At 31.6% G+C, this 15,752-nt stretch carries 18 protein-coding genes and 2 tRNA genes; 11 read left to right on the forward strand and 9 right to left on the reverse strand.

Going from position 1 to position 15,752, the window contains the following annotated elements:
* Positions 1-23: 23 nt before the first annotated feature.
* From rpsT to proS, 4 genes are all read right to left on the reverse strand, one after another.
* Entirely contained in the window at positions 24-275 is a 252-nt protein-coding gene (rpsT, locus tag D6200_RS08425) for a 30S ribosomal protein S20 (RefSeq protein WP_073184321.1), read from the reverse strand.
* 34 nt (positions 276-309) lie between these two features.
* Positions 310-381, reverse strand: a tRNA-Glu gene (locus tag D6200_RS08430).
* A 109-nt stretch (positions 382-490) separates the two neighbouring features.
* Positions 491-562 (reverse strand) — tRNA-Glu (locus tag D6200_RS08435).
* A gap of 74 nt (positions 563-636) precedes the next feature.
* Complete coding sequence (gene proS, locus D6200_RS08440; protein ID WP_073184319.1) at positions 637-2,115, reverse strand: proline--tRNA ligase; 1,479 nt, start codon at positions 2,113-2,115, stop codon at positions 637-639.
* A 145-nt stretch (positions 2,116-2,260) separates the two neighbouring features.
* Between proS and D6200_RS08445 the strand changes: the two genes are divergently transcribed.
* The 5 genes from D6200_RS08445 (at position 2,261) to porT (ending at position 7,380) form a co-directional block, all read left to right on the forward strand.
* Entirely contained in the window at positions 2,261-3,493 is a 1,233-nt protein-coding gene (locus tag D6200_RS08445; protein ID WP_073184316.1) for a hypothetical protein, read from the forward strand.
* Between the two features lie 46 nt (positions 3,494-3,539).
* Positions 3,540-4,934: an OmpP1/FadL family transporter gene (locus D6200_RS08450; protein ID WP_047790396.1), complete on the forward strand. Its 1,395-nt coding sequence runs from the start codon at positions 3,540-3,542 to the stop codon at positions 4,932-4,934.
* A gap of 98 nt (positions 4,935-5,032) precedes the next feature.
* Positions 5,033-5,926: a NifU family protein gene (locus D6200_RS08455; protein ID WP_073184314.1), complete on the forward strand. Its 894-nt coding sequence runs from the start codon at positions 5,033-5,035 to the stop codon at positions 5,924-5,926.
* Positions 5,927-5,951: 25 nt separating this feature from the next.
* Positions 5,952-6,680 (forward strand): bifunctional demethylmenaquinone methyltransferase/2-methoxy-6-polyprenyl-1,4-benzoquinol methylase UbiE, encoded by a 729-nt coding sequence (ubiE, locus tag D6200_RS08460; RefSeq protein ID WP_047790394.1) that lies wholly within the window; start codon positions 5,952-5,954, stop codon positions 6,678-6,680.
* 1 nt (position 6,681) lies between these two features.
* A complete protein-coding gene (gene porT / locus D6200_RS08465; protein WP_047790393.1) occupies positions 6,682-7,380 on the forward strand; it encodes a type IX secretion/gliding motility protein PorT/SprT in 699 nt (232 codons plus the stop codon).
* Positions 7,381-7,712: 332 nt separating this feature from the next.
* Here the strand turns inward: porT and D6200_RS08470 are convergent, their stop codons facing one another.
* From D6200_RS08470 to D6200_RS08480, 3 genes are read right to left on the reverse strand one after another with little or no spacing between them, the layout of a single operon-like run.
* Complete coding sequence (locus D6200_RS08470) at positions 7,713-8,540, reverse strand: mechanosensitive ion channel family protein (protein WP_047790392.1); 828 nt, start codon at positions 8,538-8,540, stop codon at positions 7,713-7,715.
* A gap of 35 nt (positions 8,541-8,575) precedes the next feature.
* Entirely contained in the window at positions 8,576-8,770 is a 195-nt protein-coding gene (locus D6200_RS08475) for a hypothetical protein (protein WP_047790391.1), read from the reverse strand.
* Between the two features lie 6 nt (positions 8,771-8,776).
* A complete protein-coding gene (locus D6200_RS08480; RefSeq protein WP_047790390.1) occupies positions 8,777-9,346 on the reverse strand; it encodes an RNA polymerase sigma factor in 570 nt (189 codons plus the stop codon).
* Positions 9,347-9,567: 221 nt separating this feature from the next.
* On the opposite strand from D6200_RS08480, the gene D6200_RS08485 reads away from it, so the two are divergent.
* Positions 9,568-10,431, forward strand: coding sequence for a sigma-70 family RNA polymerase sigma factor (locus D6200_RS08485; RefSeq protein WP_028891227.1), 864 nt, complete (start codon positions 9,568-9,570; stop codon positions 10,429-10,431).
* Between the two features lie 150 nt (positions 10,432-10,581).
* The gene (gene rpe / locus D6200_RS08490; protein WP_073184311.1) at positions 10,582-11,238 is read left to right on the forward strand and encodes a ribulose-phosphate 3-epimerase; all 657 of its coding nucleotides are present in this window, start codon (positions 10,582-10,584) and stop codon (positions 11,236-11,238) included.
* A gap of 121 nt (positions 11,239-11,359) precedes the next feature.
* On the opposite strand, the gene D6200_RS15305 is transcribed toward rpe, so the two are convergent.
* Positions 11,360-11,512 carry a hypothetical protein gene (locus D6200_RS15305; protein WP_156167105.1) on the reverse strand — a complete coding sequence of 51 codons (153 nt, stop codon included), beginning with the start codon at positions 11,510-11,512 and terminating at the stop codon, positions 11,360-11,362.
* Positions 11,513-11,637: 125 nt separating this feature from the next.
* A complete protein-coding gene (locus D6200_RS08495; RefSeq protein ID WP_047790388.1) occupies positions 11,638-12,057 on the reverse strand; it encodes a CBS domain-containing protein in 420 nt (139 codons plus the stop codon).
* A gap of 142 nt (positions 12,058-12,199) precedes the next feature.
* Between D6200_RS08495 and D6200_RS08500 the strand changes: the two genes are divergently transcribed.
* The 4 genes from D6200_RS08500 to cydB all read left to right on the forward strand — a co-directional run bounded on the left by D6200_RS08500 (position 12,200) and on the right by cydB (position 15,676).
* Positions 12,200-12,832 carry a Crp/Fnr family transcriptional regulator gene (locus tag D6200_RS08500; RefSeq protein WP_047790387.1) on the forward strand — a complete coding sequence of 211 codons (633 nt, stop codon included), beginning with the start codon at positions 12,200-12,202 and terminating at the stop codon, positions 12,830-12,832.
* Between the two features lie 60 nt (positions 12,833-12,892).
* On the forward strand, positions 12,893-13,192 hold the full coding sequence (trxA, locus tag D6200_RS08505; protein ID WP_073184308.1) for a thioredoxin: 300 nt from the start codon (positions 12,893-12,895) through the stop codon (positions 13,190-13,192).
* Positions 13,193-13,267: 75 nt separating this feature from the next.
* Positions 13,268-14,596 carry a cytochrome ubiquinol oxidase subunit I gene (locus D6200_RS08510; RefSeq protein ID WP_073184305.1) on the forward strand — a complete coding sequence of 443 codons (1,329 nt, stop codon included), beginning with the start codon at positions 13,268-13,270 and terminating at the stop codon, positions 14,594-14,596.
* A gap of 3 nt (positions 14,597-14,599) precedes the next feature.
* Positions 14,600-15,676 (forward strand): cytochrome d ubiquinol oxidase subunit II, encoded by a 1,077-nt coding sequence (gene cydB, locus D6200_RS08515; protein ID WP_073184303.1) that lies wholly within the window; start codon positions 14,600-14,602, stop codon positions 15,674-15,676.
* Positions 15,677-15,752 lie beyond the last annotated feature (76 nt).

A 15,752-nucleotide genomic window follows, 5' to 3' on the forward strand; every position in this document is an offset into this window, starting at 1 on the left:
ACTATTAACTAACCTTAAAACTCTTATAAAGCGGCAATATGCTTAGCCAATTTAGACTTTAAATTTGCTGCTTTATTCTTATGAATAATGTTGTTCTTTGCTAACTTATCTAACATAGACACAACAGTCGAAAACATTCCTTCTGCTTCCTTCTTATCTTCAGTAGCTCTTAATTTCCTAACAGCATTACGAGTTGTTTTATGCTGATACTTATTTCTTAAGCGCTTTGCTTCGTTACTTCTAATTCTCTTTAATGCTGACTTATGATTTGCCATTCTATTAATACGTTAATTGTTTATAAAAAACTTGTAGTCCGTACGGGAATCGAACCCGTGTTACCAGGATGAAAACCTGGCGTCCTAACCCCTAGACGAACGGACCAAAACAATCGTTCTGATTGCGGGTGCAAATATACAATTATTTTTGTTATCTGCAACTAAATTTATTTTTATTTTATTTATTTCAAAAAAAAACAAATAAAAAGAACTTGTAGTCCGTACGGGAATCGAACCCGTGTTACCAGGATGAAAACCTGGCGTCCTAACCCCTAGACGAACGGACCAAAACAATCTTTTTGCGATTGCGGGTGCAAATATAAAAACTGTTTTTTATTACACAAAGCTTTTTTTTATTTTTTTAATATGCTTTTGCAAAAAATACTCTTTTTGTTGATGGTTTTCCTGTTAACACACATACTCCATTCTCTTCTTTTACATCATTAGGAATACATCTTATTGTAGCTTTTGTTAACTCCTTTATCTTATCTTCTGTTTCAATTGTACCATCCCAATGTGCTGATACAAACCCTCCTTTATTTTCTATCACATCTTTAAACTCTTCAAAAGAGTTTACTTCCGTAATATGATCGTTTCTGTAAATTAATGCTCTATTATATAAGTTCTTTTGAATTTCTTCTAATAAATTAGCTACAATATCTACCACCTCATCTCTAGAGACTGTTTGTTTCTCAAAAGTATCACGACGCGCTACTTCTACTGTTCCATTTTCTAAATCTCTTTTTCCCATTGCAACTCGTACGGGAACACCTTTTAATTCATACTCAGCAAACTTAGCACCTGGTCTAAAAGTGTCTCTATCGTCAAATTTTACTGATATTCCTTTAGCTCGTAATTCTTTTACAATTACATCTACTTTTTCAGAAATAGCATTTAATTGTTCCTCTCCTTTATATATAGGTACAATTACAACTTGAATTGGCGCTAGCTTTGGAGGTAGTACTAAACCAGCATCATCAGAGTGTGTCATTATCAATCCACCTATTAAACGTGTTGATACCCCCCAAGAAGTAGCCCATACATATTCTTGTTTTCCTTCTTTCGAGGTATACTTTACGTCAAATGCCTTAGCAAAATTTTGCCCTAAAAAGTGTGAAGTTCCAGCTTGTAATGCTTTACCATCTTGCATTAAAGCTTCTATTGTTAAGGTATCATCTGCCCCAGCAAAACGTTCACTCTCACTTTTAGCTCCTTTAACAACAGGCATTGCCATAAAGTTCTCAGCAAAAGTTGCATACACCTCTTGCATTTGCTTTGCTTCAGCTATTGCTTCTGCCTTTGTTGCATGTGCTGTGTGACCTTCTTGCCATAAAAACTCAGCAGTACGTAAGAATAAACGTGTACGCATTTCCCATCTTACAACATTTGCCCATTGATTTACTAGCAATGGTAAATCTCTGTGTGATTGAATCCATCCTTTATAAGTATTCCAAATAATTGCTTCAGATGTCGGTCGAACGACTAACTCTTCTTCCAATTTAGCCTCAGGATCTACACGTAGCTTTCCTTCATTATCTGGGTCATTTTGTAATCGGTAATGTGTAACTACCGCACATTCTTTTGCAAATCCTTCAGCATTCTTTTCTTCTGCTTCAAACAAACTTTTGGGCACAAAAAGAGGAAAATAAGCATTTTGATGTCCTGTTTCTTTAAACATTCTATCTAATTCTTTTTGCATGTTCTCCCAAATTGCAAATCCGTAGGGCTTAATTACCATGCAACCTCTTACTGCTGAATTCTCAGCTAAATCAGCTTTTACAATCAATTCGTTATACCATTTAGAGTAATCTTCGGCTCTTTTTGTTAAATGTTTGCTCATAATCAAAAGTTTGGCATAAATATTGTTATTTTTTATGCGTAAATTGTATCTGCAAAACTACATTAAAAAGGTAACAAGCCCAACAAAGAACTAATTTTTTGCAGCTCATAAAAAAACAATTTACTTTAACATAAAATAAAAAGTCATGAAGCTACATTACACCAAAACCAAACTCTCTTTTTATACCTTATCATTTTTGATAGCAGCTACCTTTATATCTTGTGGTTCTGCGCAAACGGTTACTGGTAGTGATGACGGTATTTATGCTGATGAAATAGAACAACCACAAAGTAAAGTAGTTGTTACTGATGATCGTGCATATGATAAATATCAAGAAAATTATTTTACCAAAGAAGTGGAACGTTTAGACGCTTTAAATGGTACTGATATTTTTACTGATATAGAAAATTATAAGTCTGAAAACGATGATTCTTATAATGATGAAGATATTATTTATGAAGAAGAACCTGAAACAAGAATTACATACAATGGTAATGAACCATGGGGTTATTCTGACAATAATGATGTAGTTATAAATATTAATACTTATCCAAGATGGGGTTATTACAACGATTGGTATTGGAATTATGGCTATGATTATTACAGACCTTGGTGGGGGCCTCGTTACTATGGTGGTTGGGCATATAACTCTCACTGGCACCCTTACCACTGGAACTCTGGGTTTTATGTAGGTTTAGGAGGAGGTTTCTATAACTCTTACTGGAACTCTCCGTATTACAGGTACAACCATTACAGACCATATAGATACTATAATAATCGCTATTATAGACGTCCTTACAGAGGTGCCAACTACTATAGAAGTCACAGAACTGCAACAACTTCTAGAAGAGGTTATACTACAGGTCGTAGAGGAACTACCACTTCTAGACGTTCTTCTGATGTTTACAGAAGAAGTAATAGTAGAACTTATCGTAACAACAGAAATACTCGTTCTACAAGAAACACGAGAAGCTATAATACCAGAAGAGGCAGCAACTCTAACAATAGAAGTATAAAACGATCAACTAGAACAAGAAGTTATAATTCTAACGGTAGTAGATCTACCCGTAGTTATAGAAGTACGCCTCGCTCAACAAGGAGTTCAAGAGAATATTCTACTAGAAATCATAGAGCTTCCAATAATGACGGTGTTCGTAAATCTTCATCAGTTAGAAACTCTAGAAGCTATACCAAGAGAAACCAATATTCTAATAGATCTGTTAGAAAGTCGTATTCTCCAAGAAACTCTAAAAGTTATTCAAAACCTTCTAGAAATTCTCGTAGTTACTCTGCTCCATCAAGAAGTACAAGAAGTTCTTCTTCTACCAGAAGCTCAAGAGGAAGTAACAGAAGCTCATCAAGAAGCTCTAGAAGATAATCTTGCATCAAAATTTCAAGATAAGTTTTAACGAATTAATGAAAAAATGAAAAGAATTTTAACTTTCGCGATAATTATCGCTAGTACGTATACTGCCTACTCGCAATCTTTGGGCTACAATGATTTAGGAATCTTATTTTCAAGAGACAATAATTATGGAACTGCTCGTTTTGAAGCAATGAGTGGAGCCTTTGGAGCATTAGGTGGAGACATATCTTCTTTTGGTATTAACCCAGCTGGTAGTGCCGTTGCCATTAAAAGTACTTTTGGGGTAACTTTAGGTAATAGAAACACTACATATACAGCTAAGTATTACGGAAACACAACAGAAACAGAAGATGATTTTTTTAACATTACCCAAGCTGGTGGTATTTTATCTTTTGACTCTGCTCATAACTCTGACTGGAACCGTTTTGCATTAACCTTTAACTATAGATTAAAAAGTGATTTTGAAGGTTTGTTTTCTTCACAAGGTAATAGTGGTCAGGCATTATTCAATGAACATCCTGATGATATTACCAATCAGTACGACAATGGACAAGAACAACGTTTTTTTAATTCTACCTACGGAGAGAGTAGCATTTTTGAGATGGGATTCTCTGCTGTACATCTAAACAAATTATATGCAGGAGCTAGTATAAAGTTTCATAACTTAAGCTTTGGTCAAGTTACAGAACTTAGAGAAGTTAATGAAGATAATAATGGTAACACATTAAACGCTTTTAATGTTCAAGATAGTTACTTTGAAGGTAGCGGAGTATCTTTTAGTGCTGGTTTTATTTACAAAGTAAATCAAAGCTTCCGTTTCGGGTTAGCTTATGAGACTCCAACATGGTATAATGAAGTTTTTGAAGACAGCAACTTAAACGTCTTCGACCCGAATGACTCTAGATATGATGATTGGATAGGTTACACTGAAATTTCAGCAACAAACCAAAATACCGATGTTAACAGTGGCGAAGAATTTAACTCAAACATTTTCAGACTAAGAACACCAAGTAAACTTACAGCCAGTGCAGCATTTGTTTTTGGTAAACAGGGTTTAATAAGTGCTGACTATACTTATAAAGATTACAGTGGCACAAAATATAGAGAGAACGCCCCTTATTTTATAGAAACTAATCAAAACTTTGATAATGATTTCAAAGGTACTCATTCCTTAAACATTGGTACTGAGTGGCGTTTTGACAAAATGAGTGTTCGTGGTGGTTATCATTATGAAGAAAGCCCTTATAAAAATGCTCTAGACGGTGATAATATTTCTGGATTTTCATTAGGACTTGGTTATAATTTCGGAAACGTTAAGTTTGATTTATCATATACTAACTCAGAAAACAACAGTCCGTACCATATTTATAACTCAACTGCTGTAAATGTAGATCCTATTGAATTAACAACCGATACTTCTAGAATCTCTGGAACAATTACTTTTAGTTTATAATTCATAAAAAACATATATAAAAAGTCCTGCTATAGCAGGACTTTTTATATATACATATCTCAGTTTTTTACCGTAATTTTGCTTCTTATTTACAACTTATGAGTTCAATAAAAATAAACATACAAGAAACTAATAACGAAACCATTCTAAAATTTGTTAGTAACAAAATATTAGTAAACGGTGGTAGTTATGAATATAATAATATAGACGAGGCTAAAAACTCTCCGTTAGCACAACAGCTATTTTATCTTCCTTTTGTAAAGAAGGTATTAGTTACAGCTAACTTCATTGCTATTCAACGATACGATATTGTTGAATGGAGCGATGTTGAAGAAGAGGTTCGCGAGCAAATAGAAGCTTACATCCAAGATGGTAATTCTGTAGTAAAAGAAGAAACTACCAAAAAAGATGCTGTTGAAGTATATGCTGAAGTTACACCAAACCCTGCTGTAATGAAATTCGGAACCAACAAAGCTTTAACACAAACTGATGTTGAGTATACAAATATTGAAGAAGCAAGCAAATCTTCTCCTTTAGCACAAGCATTATTTAGTTTTCCTTTTGTAAAAGAGATTTTTATTTCTGAAAACTACATTTCAATCACCAAATACGACATGATTGATTGGAATGAAGTATACCAAGAAGTACGTACTTTTATTCGTAGTTATATACAGGAAGGCAAAAAAATTATATCTGAATTACCAAAACAGCAAACTAAGCAAAACGTTGAAGTTCCTAAAGAGAATTTAACTGATACTGAAGCTAAAATTGTTGATATTTTGGATGAATATATAAAGCCTGCCGTAGCCTCTGATGGTGGTAATATTGCTTTTCAAGCATATGATGCTAATAGCAAAAGAGTAAGCGTTATTTTACAAGGAGCTTGTAGTGGCTGTCCATCATCAACAGTAACATTAAAAAACGGTATTGAAACTATGCTTAAAGAAATGTTACCTAATCAAATTAATGAAGTAGTTGCCATTAATGGGTAATTTACCGTAAACCTAACAAAAACATATGTCTGAAAAGATTAAACCATATAAAGATTCTGAATTAGGAAAGAAAGAGCAAGTAGCTCAAATGTTTGACAATATTTCTGAAGATTACGACGGCTTAAACCGTGTAATTTCTTTAGGAATTGATGTTAGCTGGCGTAAAAAAGTGGTAAAATTAGTAGGAGAAAATAAACCTCAACAAATTTTAGATATTGCTACTGGTACAGGTGATTTAGCCTTAATGATGTCTAAATTAAACCCTGAAAGAATTGTAGGGTTAGATATTTCTGAAGGAATGCTACAAGTAGGAAGACATAAAATAGCCAAGGCTGATTTATCTAATAAAATTAAAATGATTGTTGGAGATAGTGAAAACATTCCTTTTCCTGATAATACCTTTGATGCAATTACTGTTTCTTTTGGTGTTAGAAACTTTGAAAACTTAGATAAAGGCTTAACCGAAATATTACGTGTATTAAAACCTGGAGGTAAGTTTGTTGTATTAGAAACCTCAAATCCAACCAAGTTTCCTTTCAAACAAGGATATAAATTGTATACTAATTATATTTTACCTATTATTGGTAAACTCTTTTCAAAAGATAAGGTTGCTTACTCTTATTTATCAAAAACAGCAAATTCCTTCCCTTTTGGAAAGGCTTTCAACAATATTTTACAAAAAAACGGGTTTAAGAATGCAAAGAATATACCTGTAACGTTTGGTGTTGCATCAATTTATACCGCTTTAAAATAATATGTTAAAAAAGCTTTTACTTTTCGGAATTTTAGTAACGTCGTTTTCCACACAAGCGCAAAAAGAAAAAATATTGAAACTTCCTAGTTTTGACAAACCTCTTTTTCACTATGGTTTTTACTTAGGAGCTAATAATAATGGTTATAAAATTTCTTATGCTCCAAGTGATTTTGATAATGCTGAAATCGAAGTAGAGTCCTCTATTGGTTTTAATGTAGGTTTAATTGCTGACTTAAGGTTACATAATAATATTAACCTACGTTTTGAACCTGGTTTAATGTCTAACACCAAAACATTACGTTTTAAACATATACCTGGAGCAGAAAACGAAAAAACACGTGAGGTTGGAGCCACATACTTACACTTACCACTGCTGTTAAAATTTAGCACAAACAGGCTTAATAATATGAGACCTTATGTAATTGGAGGAGTTTCATACGATCATAACTTTTCAAGTAATGAAAAAAACAGTGATGATAATTTTGCTGGAGAATTTAGAACATCAACCACTAATTTCATGTACGAAGTAGGTATTGGTGTTGATTTTTACTTAAGTTATTTTAAATTCTCACCTTCTATAAGAGGGGTTTTTGCCATAAATAATGAGGCTATATACGATAACAAATCTCCTAGTCAATGGACAGACCCAATTAATTTCTTAGGAACTAGAGGAGTGTTTTTGCACTTAGCTTTTGAATAAGATTTCTTAAACATATATTCACAATAAAAAAAGGCTTTCTAAATTAGAAAGCCTTTTTAAGTTTAAAAATAATATGAAGTCCCCCGAAATCCTATTACTCTTTATTATTTAGACACAAAAAATTTTATTTGGTCACTTATTTTATAAATTATTTAATAATTTATTCAAAAACACAATAGATGTAAATGATTTATTTAAATTTTAAAATAAAAAAAGCCGCAAAAAGCGGCTTTTCATAAAGATTTCTCTTTATCAATCGGATAGAAGTCCCCCGAAATCTATCGTACTGTTAAAAACATTGTTTTTAGCGTTTTCAAAGATATAAAAAAATGTTAATTTTTATTATTTTTTATAACTATTTTATTGTCAACTACATTTTTAATTGGTAATATAACCTTTCCTGTATCTGTATTAATCGTAATACAAATATTATCTATTGCCACAACAACACCTTCTACTTCATCTATTATAACTTTTTCTCCTATTGATATATTCTTTCTTGAATAATAGCCAAAAAGTAATCTAGCAACAGCATCTCTAGCTCCAAAACCAAAAGCTAAAGTAAACGCTAGTAGTACAGAACCTATTAGTAATGTTAAATTACTTTTTATTACTGATGTGTCTACACCTGCTTGATCAAGAGCTGTTATAGATAAAAATATTACAATTAAATAAAAAGCAATATTTCCTACTAAATTTCCACCTGAAATTTCAAGAGACTTAAACATGGTTTGAATGGCTTTTTTTACCATTGTTCCTAAATATGCACCTGCCACAAAAATACCTACTGCTGTTAGTAGTTTTGGCAAATAAGCAAAAAAGCTTTTTATCCCATCAGAAACGACATTCATACCAAATACCTCTGCCCCAACCATTACAAAAATGAAAATTAAAAACCACTTTAAAACAGCTAAAATCACATTAGTTAAAACAATATTAATGGTACTGTTCCCAAAAATCTCTGTTTTGTTGAGTTTTTTAGACCATTCATCTATTTTAGTTTTTGATAAAGCCTTTCTAACGATATATAGAAATACTTTTATTGCCAGCCAAGAAACAATTACAAAAAGAATAAACATCGCTACAGTTGGTAATGTTTTAGCTATGTCTTGAAAAAGATTTAAAAAGGGGGCTAAAATATCTATTTGTAGAGTAATCATAATTTTTTGTAGTTAGAGTAGTTAAAATTTAGTTTTTAATCTTTTTTAGATTCGTTTTTGTTATGCGAACTGCTACTAAGCAAATCTACAATAGTACTCGGATATTTCACAACAAATAAATCTGCTATATCAATTGATAGCTTTATCATTGCTACATCATTAAGCACTTTATCTTTTAGCACTTCCGGTAACTCCTCGTTATGTAATATTTGTTTAAATGGATTATCCATAATTTATTACAGTTCGTTATACGCTTTCACTACTTTATCTTTAGCCCTTTTCAATCGCATCTTAACTGCACTTTCTCCTAAATCTAAACCTATAGAAATATCTTTAATACTCATATCATCCTGATACTTCATTAACAAGATCATTTTCTCTGAAGGAGAAATTATTTCAAGTGCTTTAGCTAGTTTATCTGATTTTAATTCAAATAGTGTAGCGTCTTCAATATCATCAATATTGCTTTCTTCTCTTATTTCATCAGTTACTAAGGTAACTTTTTCTTTTTTTTTCTCTTTGTTTCTTTGCACGTAATTAACACAAAAATTATACGTAAAAGAATACAACCAAGTAGAGAATTTAGATTTTCCTTTAAAAGTTCTCAATTTAACAAATAATCGTATAAAAACATCGTGTGTTAAATCTTGTGCCTCTTCTTTACTTTTAGAAAAACTATAACACTTATTATACACCACACCTGCGTAACGGTCGTATAAAACAGCAAACAAATGAGTATCATTTTTTTCTACTATTTTACGAACCAAATCTTCGTCGTTTATTTTCTTTACATCAATACTCTCCAAGGGGCAGTATAGTTAGTTTTTCCTTCTTAGTTACGAATAAATTTAGACACTACTTTAATAGTATGGTCACTTTAAAAAACATTAATACAATTCGTTTTAACATTTATTTAACAAATAGACGATTTTTTTTAAGAAACACAAAAATTTTGTAACATTATTGCAACCTCTTACGTATAAGTTAATGCAGAGTGATTGATAAATTAAAAATATATTTGAAGTAGATGAGACAACTTAAAATTACAAAACAGGTTACCAACAGAGAAACAGCCTCTTTAGACAAATACTTACAAGAAATTGGAAAAGTAGATTTAATTACTGCTGATGAAGAAGTAGAATTAGCGCAAAGAATTAAAGCTGGTGACCAAAGAGCTCTTGAAAAACTAACCAAGGCTAACTTACGTTTTGTGGTATCGGTTGCAAAACAATACCAAAATCAAGGATTAACACTTCCTGATTTAATTAATGAAGGAAATTTAGGTTTAATTAAAGCCGCTAAACGTTTTGATGAAACTCGTGGTTTTAAATTCATCTCTTATGCAGTATGGTGGATTCGTCAATCTATTTTACAAGCATTAGCTGAACAATCTCGTATTGTTCGCCTACCTTTAAACAAAATTGGTTCTATTAATAAAATTAATAAAATGTATGCTTTCTTAGAGCAAGAAAATGAGCGCCCACCAAGTGCTGAGGAAATTGCTAAGAAACTAGACATGACTGTTAATGATGTTAAAGAGTCTATGAAAAACTCTGGACGTCATGTATCAATGGATGCTCCTTTGATTGAAGGTGAAGATTCTAATTTATATGATGTATTAAACTCAGGTGAATCACCAAACCCTGACAAAACATTATTACATGAATCTTTACGTATTGAAATTAACCGCGCACTAGAAACATTAACTCCACGTGAGGCTGATGTTGTAAAATTATACTTTGGTTTAGGAGAGCATCAACCAATGACTTTAGAAGAAATAGGTGAAACATTTGATTTAACACGTGAACGTGTACGTCAAATCAAAGAAAAAGCCATCAGAAGATTAAAACACACATCTCGTAGTAAGATTTTAATGACTTACTTAGGTTAATAACATAAACAACAACAAATAGTTATCGTAACTATTCGTTTTTTGATTAATGAATGAAAGCTCTCTAATTTGAGAGCTTTCTTTTTCATTTTAATGCCCTTAGTTTTAACTATATTTGCACATAATAACAACACAACAACTTATATATTAATGGAAAAACTTGTAGCCCCATCAATTTTAGCGGCTGATTTTGGAAATCTTCAACGTGATGTTGAAATGGTAAATGATAGTAAAGCAGATTGGTTTCATATTGACATTATGGACGGTGTTTTTGTACCAAATATTTCTTTTGGAATGCCTGTTTTAAAATCAATTACAAAACACGCTAATAAAATTATTGATGTGCACTTAATGATTGTAGATCCTGATCGTTACATTCAAACTTTTGCTGATTTAGGCGCCGACATTTTAACAGTACATTACGAGGCTTGTACACATTTACACAGAACAGTTCAAGCAATAAAAGCAGCTGGTATGAAAGCAGGAGTAGCTTTAAATCCGCATACACCAATTGCAGTTTTAGAAGATATTATAAAGGACTTAGATGTGGTTTGTATTATGAGTGTTAACCCTGGGTTTGGAGGGCAATCATTCATTGAAAATACGTACAAAAAAATTCAACAGTTAAAGAACTTAATTGAATTTAGTGAAGCTTCTACTCTAATTGAAATTGATGGTGGTGTAACTGATCAAAACGCTAATAAACTTGTAGAGGTAGGTGCTAATGTATTAGTTGCTGGCAGTTTTGTTTTCAAAAGTGACAACCCAACCGAAACAATTGAAAATTTAAAAACTATTATAAATTAAAAGTCAAAGCGTATTTAGAAACGAATCTAAGTACGCTTTTGATTTAACAGCCCTTTAATCCCTTAAAAGGTACTATAAATATAATATAGTCAATATTAATGTAATCTTTTTTGAGGTTAACTTATTCTCCCCCACAAATAACATCATTCATACAAACATAGCCTCGAGGAAGTGGTTCACAGCTATGACACAAAACGTAAATCCATCCTCCATTAATTGATTTTTGTTCTGCTTTATTTAAAGCAATACCTAGGTTTGAAATGTTTTTAAACATAATAAAGTGTTTTAAGTTTCTCAAAAATAAATTCTAGAAAACAATTTAACTCACAAAAAACCATAATAAAAGTATGGTTTTATCGTAAAATTAAACTTTTCACACGGCTTATATTGAAGAAAAAGCTAAAACTGCTCTAATAAGTAATAAATTAAATCCGTGGTAGTTACAATCCCGACTAATTCATTATCATCAACAACTGGCAAAGCATGAAACTCTTTTTTAGCTAGAATTTCTGCTACCTCTTTAATTGTAGTACTAGAATTTACAGTTTCTAAGTTTTTTGCCATTACTTGATCTATTGTAAACATATTGTACACCACAGTATCAACGTCAGTTTCATTTTCATCAATTGCATCTGCAAAACTTATTCGTAAAAGGTCTGTATAACTTAACATTCCTTTTATTTCATTTCCGCTAACTACCGGAATATGTCTTATATGTTCTTTTTTAAATATTTTTTCTGCTGTCATTAAATCATCAGTACTACTTAATGTAATTACATCTTTAGTCATTATAACTGAAACTGGTGTTCTTTTTTTCATTTTAGTAAAGTTTTGTGTTATTATCTACTTCAAATTTCAGTAATAAAAACAAGTATAAACCTGATTAAAATCATAGATTATCATCTATTTTATTTCTATCTAAAATGTAATTATTTAACTATTTTTACAAAAACATTTTATCTTGATAGAAGATTTACAGAAATACTACGGTTATTTATTTGAAGAAGCATTATTAAAAGAAATAACTGATGTTGCAATAGCTAAAGAATTTAAAGCCAATGAAGTTATTATTGATATTGGAAGCTACATTACTTCTATTCCTTTGTTATTAAGTGGTGCTATAAAAATTTTGCGTGAAGATAAAGAGGGAGACGACTTAGTCTTATATTATATTGAAAAAGGTGATACTTGCGCTATGACACTTTCGTGTTGTATGGGACAGACTAAAAGTAAAATTAAAGCCGTGGCTGAAACTGATGTAAAGCTATTAATGATTCCTAAACAAAAAATGAGTGAATGGCTTAGTAAATATAAAAGCTGGCAAGAATTCATCTTACATAGTTATCACAGCAGATTACAAGAGTTTATTGATGCTATTGATACTATTGCTTTTCTAAACATGGATGAACGTTTATTAAAATACCTAAAAGACAAAGCCTTAGTGAATCAAAATGAAACAATTAGCGTAACACACCAACAAATAGCTAACGATTTACACACTTCTAGAGTAGTTATTTCAAGACTTTTAAAAGCTTTAGAAAAAAAAGATAAAATAGAACTAAATAGAAATCAAGTTAAAGTGTTAGAACTTTAACCCTGTAACTTAAGTTACATTTATTACAAGAGAATCGTTTTACCTTTATAGTAAAAAACGATGGGTAAATTTTCTGAAATAATTAAAGGTAAAAAACCTGTTTTGATTGATTTCTTTGCCGAATGGTGCGGTCCATGTAAAATGATGGCTCCTATATTAAAAGAAGTAAAAAAAGATTTAGGAGAAAATGTTATTATTTTAAAAATAGACGTTGATAAAAATCAACAAATAGCCAATACCTACCAAATTAAGGGAGTTCCTACCTTTATGCTTTTTAAAGAAAGGAAGCTATTATGGAGACAATCTGGGATGTTACACAAGGATGATTTGATTCAAATTATTAATAGTCATGTGAAATAATATCATTATTTTTATTCCACCTTATTGCTACTAAAAAAACGTTCTTATTTAATAACCTCATAAACAATCTTCGGTATGGAAGACATGCTCTTTTATGATAGAATGCAGTTTGCTTTCACTATTACTTTTCACTACTTATTTCCACAATTAACAATGGGACTATCGTTAATGATAGTTTTTTTCAAATGGAAATTTTTAAGGACTAAAATTGAAAAATACAACGATGCTGCTAAGTTTTGGATGAAAATTTTTGCTTTAAATTTTGCTATGGGAGTTGTCACTGGAATACCTATGGAATTTCAATTTGGAACTAACTGGGCTAAGTTCTCCGAGCTTACTGGTGGTATTATAGGTCAAACATTAGCTATGGAAGGAATGTTTTCTTTCTTTTTAGAATCTTCCTTTTTAGGGCTGTTTTTATTTGGAGAGAAAAAACTAGGACATAAGCTTCATTTTTTAACTGGATTCCTTGTCTTTTTAGGCTCTTGGGCGAGTGGTTTTCTAATTATAGCTACACATTCTTGGATGCAAAATCCTGTAGGATATGAAATACTAGCCAATGGTAAATTTGTACTAAATAACTTTTCAGCCTTGTTCTCAAACCCATGGTTATGGCCTTCTTATTTGCACAATCAGGCTGCTTCCTTGGTAACGAGTTCTTTCGTAGTAGCTGGCATTGGAGCTCTTTATCTTTTAAATAAAAAACACGTAGAATTTGGAAAATTATTTTTAAAAACTGGAGTTGTTTTTGGAGTTATAGCATCTATCTTAGTTGCTTTTCCTACAGGCGATTTAGCCGCTAAAAATGTTGTCAAATATCAGCCTACAACCTTTGCTGCTATGGAGGGTATATTTGAAACAGAAAAAGGAGGCTCTGAAATAGTGCTGATTGGACAACCAAATATGCTGGAGAAAAAACTAGACAATAAAATAGCCGTCCCTAACATCTTAAGCTTTTTAACCTACCAAGAATGGAATGCTGAGATTAAAGGACTCAATGAATTTGATGAAAAAAACTACCCAACAAATATACCTGGACTATATTATGCATATCATATAATGGTAGGTTTAGGAACTATTTTTATTGCATTAATGTTAGCTAGCATTATACAGTTATTCAGAAAAAAATTATATCAAACAAAATTGATTTTATGGTCTTTACTCTTCATGATTCCATTTCCATATATTGCCAATACTACCGGCTGGTATACTGCTGAATTAGGACGCCAACCTTGGTTAGTTTATAACTTATTACGAACATCCGCTGGAGCATCTCCTACAGTATCTTCAGGAAACACTTTATTTACTCTTTTAGGGTTTATAGGTTTATACTTACTATTAGGAATGTTATTTCTAATTTTAGTAGGAAAAATCATTAACAAAGGACCTCAAACAACACATTAAATTATGGAACTTTTTTGGTATATAGTATTAGTTACGATGTTAACCATTTATGTTATTTTAGATGGTTATGATTTTGGAGCAGGAATTATTCACTTATTCTTTGCTAAAAAAGAAGAAGATAAAAAGAAAGTCGTAAAAGCAATAGGTCCTTTTTGGGATGCGAACGAAGTATGGTTAATCGCTGCGGGTGGTGTCTTATTTTTTGCTTTCCCTACTTTATATGCTTCTTCATTTAGTGGTTTTTATCTTCCTTTAATGATGGTTTTATGGTTACTAATTTTTAGAGCTATTGGATTAGAACTTCGCGGACAAATACATAATAGGATATGGGAAAGTATTTGGGACAAAGCTTTTGGGATTGCAAGTTTGCTTCTCGCCTTATTTTTTGGAGTTGCATTAGGAAATGTGGTACGTGGTGTTAATCTAGGAAATGTAGTAGATGGTGTTTCTACTCATGAAGCACATTACTTTTTCCTCCCTTTATGGAATTCGGAATTCTCTCCTCACTCTGAAACACTTGGAGTTATTGACTGGTTTACTTTACTTCTGGGAATTATTGCAGTTGTATCACTAACTATCCATGGTGCCAATTGGGTTATTTTCAAAACTAATGCTAGTATTAACAACCAACTAAAAAAGGTTGTTTTTACTCTTTCTTTTGTTTTATTAGGTTTAGTAATTATTTCATTAATCGCTTGGCATGTTATAGAGCCTAAACCATTTCATAATTTCATAGAGCATCCTTTTTTATGGATTTTCCCTCTGCTAACTTTTGTAGGGTTATTTGGTTTATTCAACGTAAAAAAGCACAAAAAACACATCACTGGGTTTTTATATTCTTCTTTGTTTTTATTAGGAGGTTTGGCAACTACAGTCGCTTCAATTTTCCCTAAAGTTTTACCTTCAACCAATAACATAAATCCCGATTTAACAATTTATAATGTAGCTGCTAACGAGTATGGTTTGTCCGTAGGTTTAAATTGGTTTTTTATAGCTGCAATCCTAGTAGTTGTTTATTTTATTATTCAGTATAAAGTCTTTAAAGGAAAAATGGATGATGTAGACTATGGTGAACATTAGTATATTCTATTTTATATATTCTACATATCCTCTTTACTAAAAAACATACCCTGTGTAACTAAAGTTACTGACTACC

Origin of the sequence: Tenacibaculum mesophilum (assembly GCF_003867075.1) — a bacterium.
GTDB lineage: Bacteria > Bacteroidota > Bacteroidia > Flavobacteriales > Flavobacteriaceae > Polaribacter > Polaribacter mesophilus.

What these genes read in the sequence shown, in the direction of transcription:
- D6200_RS08475 (WP_047790391.1), bottom strand. Translation starts at nt 8,770, where the DNA reads ATGGATAATCCATTTAAACAAATATTACATAACGAGGAGTTACCGGAA.
- D6200_RS08495 (WP_047790388.1), bottom strand. Translation starts at nt 12,057, where the DNA reads ATGAAAAAAAGAACACCAGTTTCAGTTATAATGACTAAAGATGTAATT.
- rpsT (WP_073184321.1), bottom strand. Translation starts at nt 275, where the DNA reads ATGGCAAATCATAAGTCAGCATTAAAGAGAATTAGAAGTAACGAAGCA.
- trxA (WP_073184308.1), top strand. Translation starts at nt 12,893, where the DNA reads ATGGGTAAATTTTCTGAAATAATTAAAGGTAAAAAACCTGTTTTGATT.
- D6200_RS08485 (WP_028891227.1), top strand. Translation starts at nt 9,568, where the DNA reads ATGAGACAACTTAAAATTACAAAACAGGTTACCAACAGAGAAACAGCC.
- D6200_RS08445 (WP_073184316.1), top strand. Translation starts at nt 2,261, where the DNA reads ATGAAGCTACATTACACCAAAACCAAACTCTCTTTTTATACCTTATCA.
- D6200_RS08455 (WP_073184314.1), top strand. Translation starts at nt 5,033, where the DNA reads ATGAGTTCAATAAAAATAAACATACAAGAAACTAATAACGAAACCATT.
- D6200_RS08470 (WP_047790392.1), bottom strand. Translation starts at nt 8,540, where the DNA reads ATGATTACTCTACAAATAGATATTTTAGCCCCCTTTTTAAATCTTTTT.
- ubiE (WP_047790394.1), top strand. Translation starts at nt 5,952, where the DNA reads ATGTCTGAAAAGATTAAACCATATAAAGATTCTGAATTAGGAAAGAAA.
- cydB (WP_073184303.1), top strand. Translation starts at nt 14,600, where the DNA reads ATGGAACTTTTTTGGTATATAGTATTAGTTACGATGTTAACCATTTAT.
- porT (WP_047790393.1), top strand. Translation starts at nt 6,682, where the DNA reads ATGTTAAAAAAGCTTTTACTTTTCGGAATTTTAGTAACGTCGTTTTCC.
- D6200_RS08450 (WP_047790396.1), top strand. Translation starts at nt 3,540, where the DNA reads ATGAAAAGAATTTTAACTTTCGCGATAATTATCGCTAGTACGTATACT.
- proS (WP_073184319.1), bottom strand. Translation starts at nt 2,115, where the DNA reads ATGAGCAAACATTTAACAAAAAGAGCCGAAGATTACTCTAAATGGTAT.
- D6200_RS15305 (WP_156167105.1), bottom strand. Translation starts at nt 11,512, where the DNA reads ATGTTTAAAAACATTTCAAACCTAGGTATTGCTTTAAATAAAGCAGAA.
- D6200_RS08510 (WP_073184305.1), top strand. Translation starts at nt 13,268, where the DNA reads ATGGAAGACATGCTCTTTTATGATAGAATGCAGTTTGCTTTCACTATT.
- rpe (WP_073184311.1), top strand. Translation starts at nt 10,582, where the DNA reads ATGGAAAAACTTGTAGCCCCATCAATTTTAGCGGCTGATTTTGGAAAT.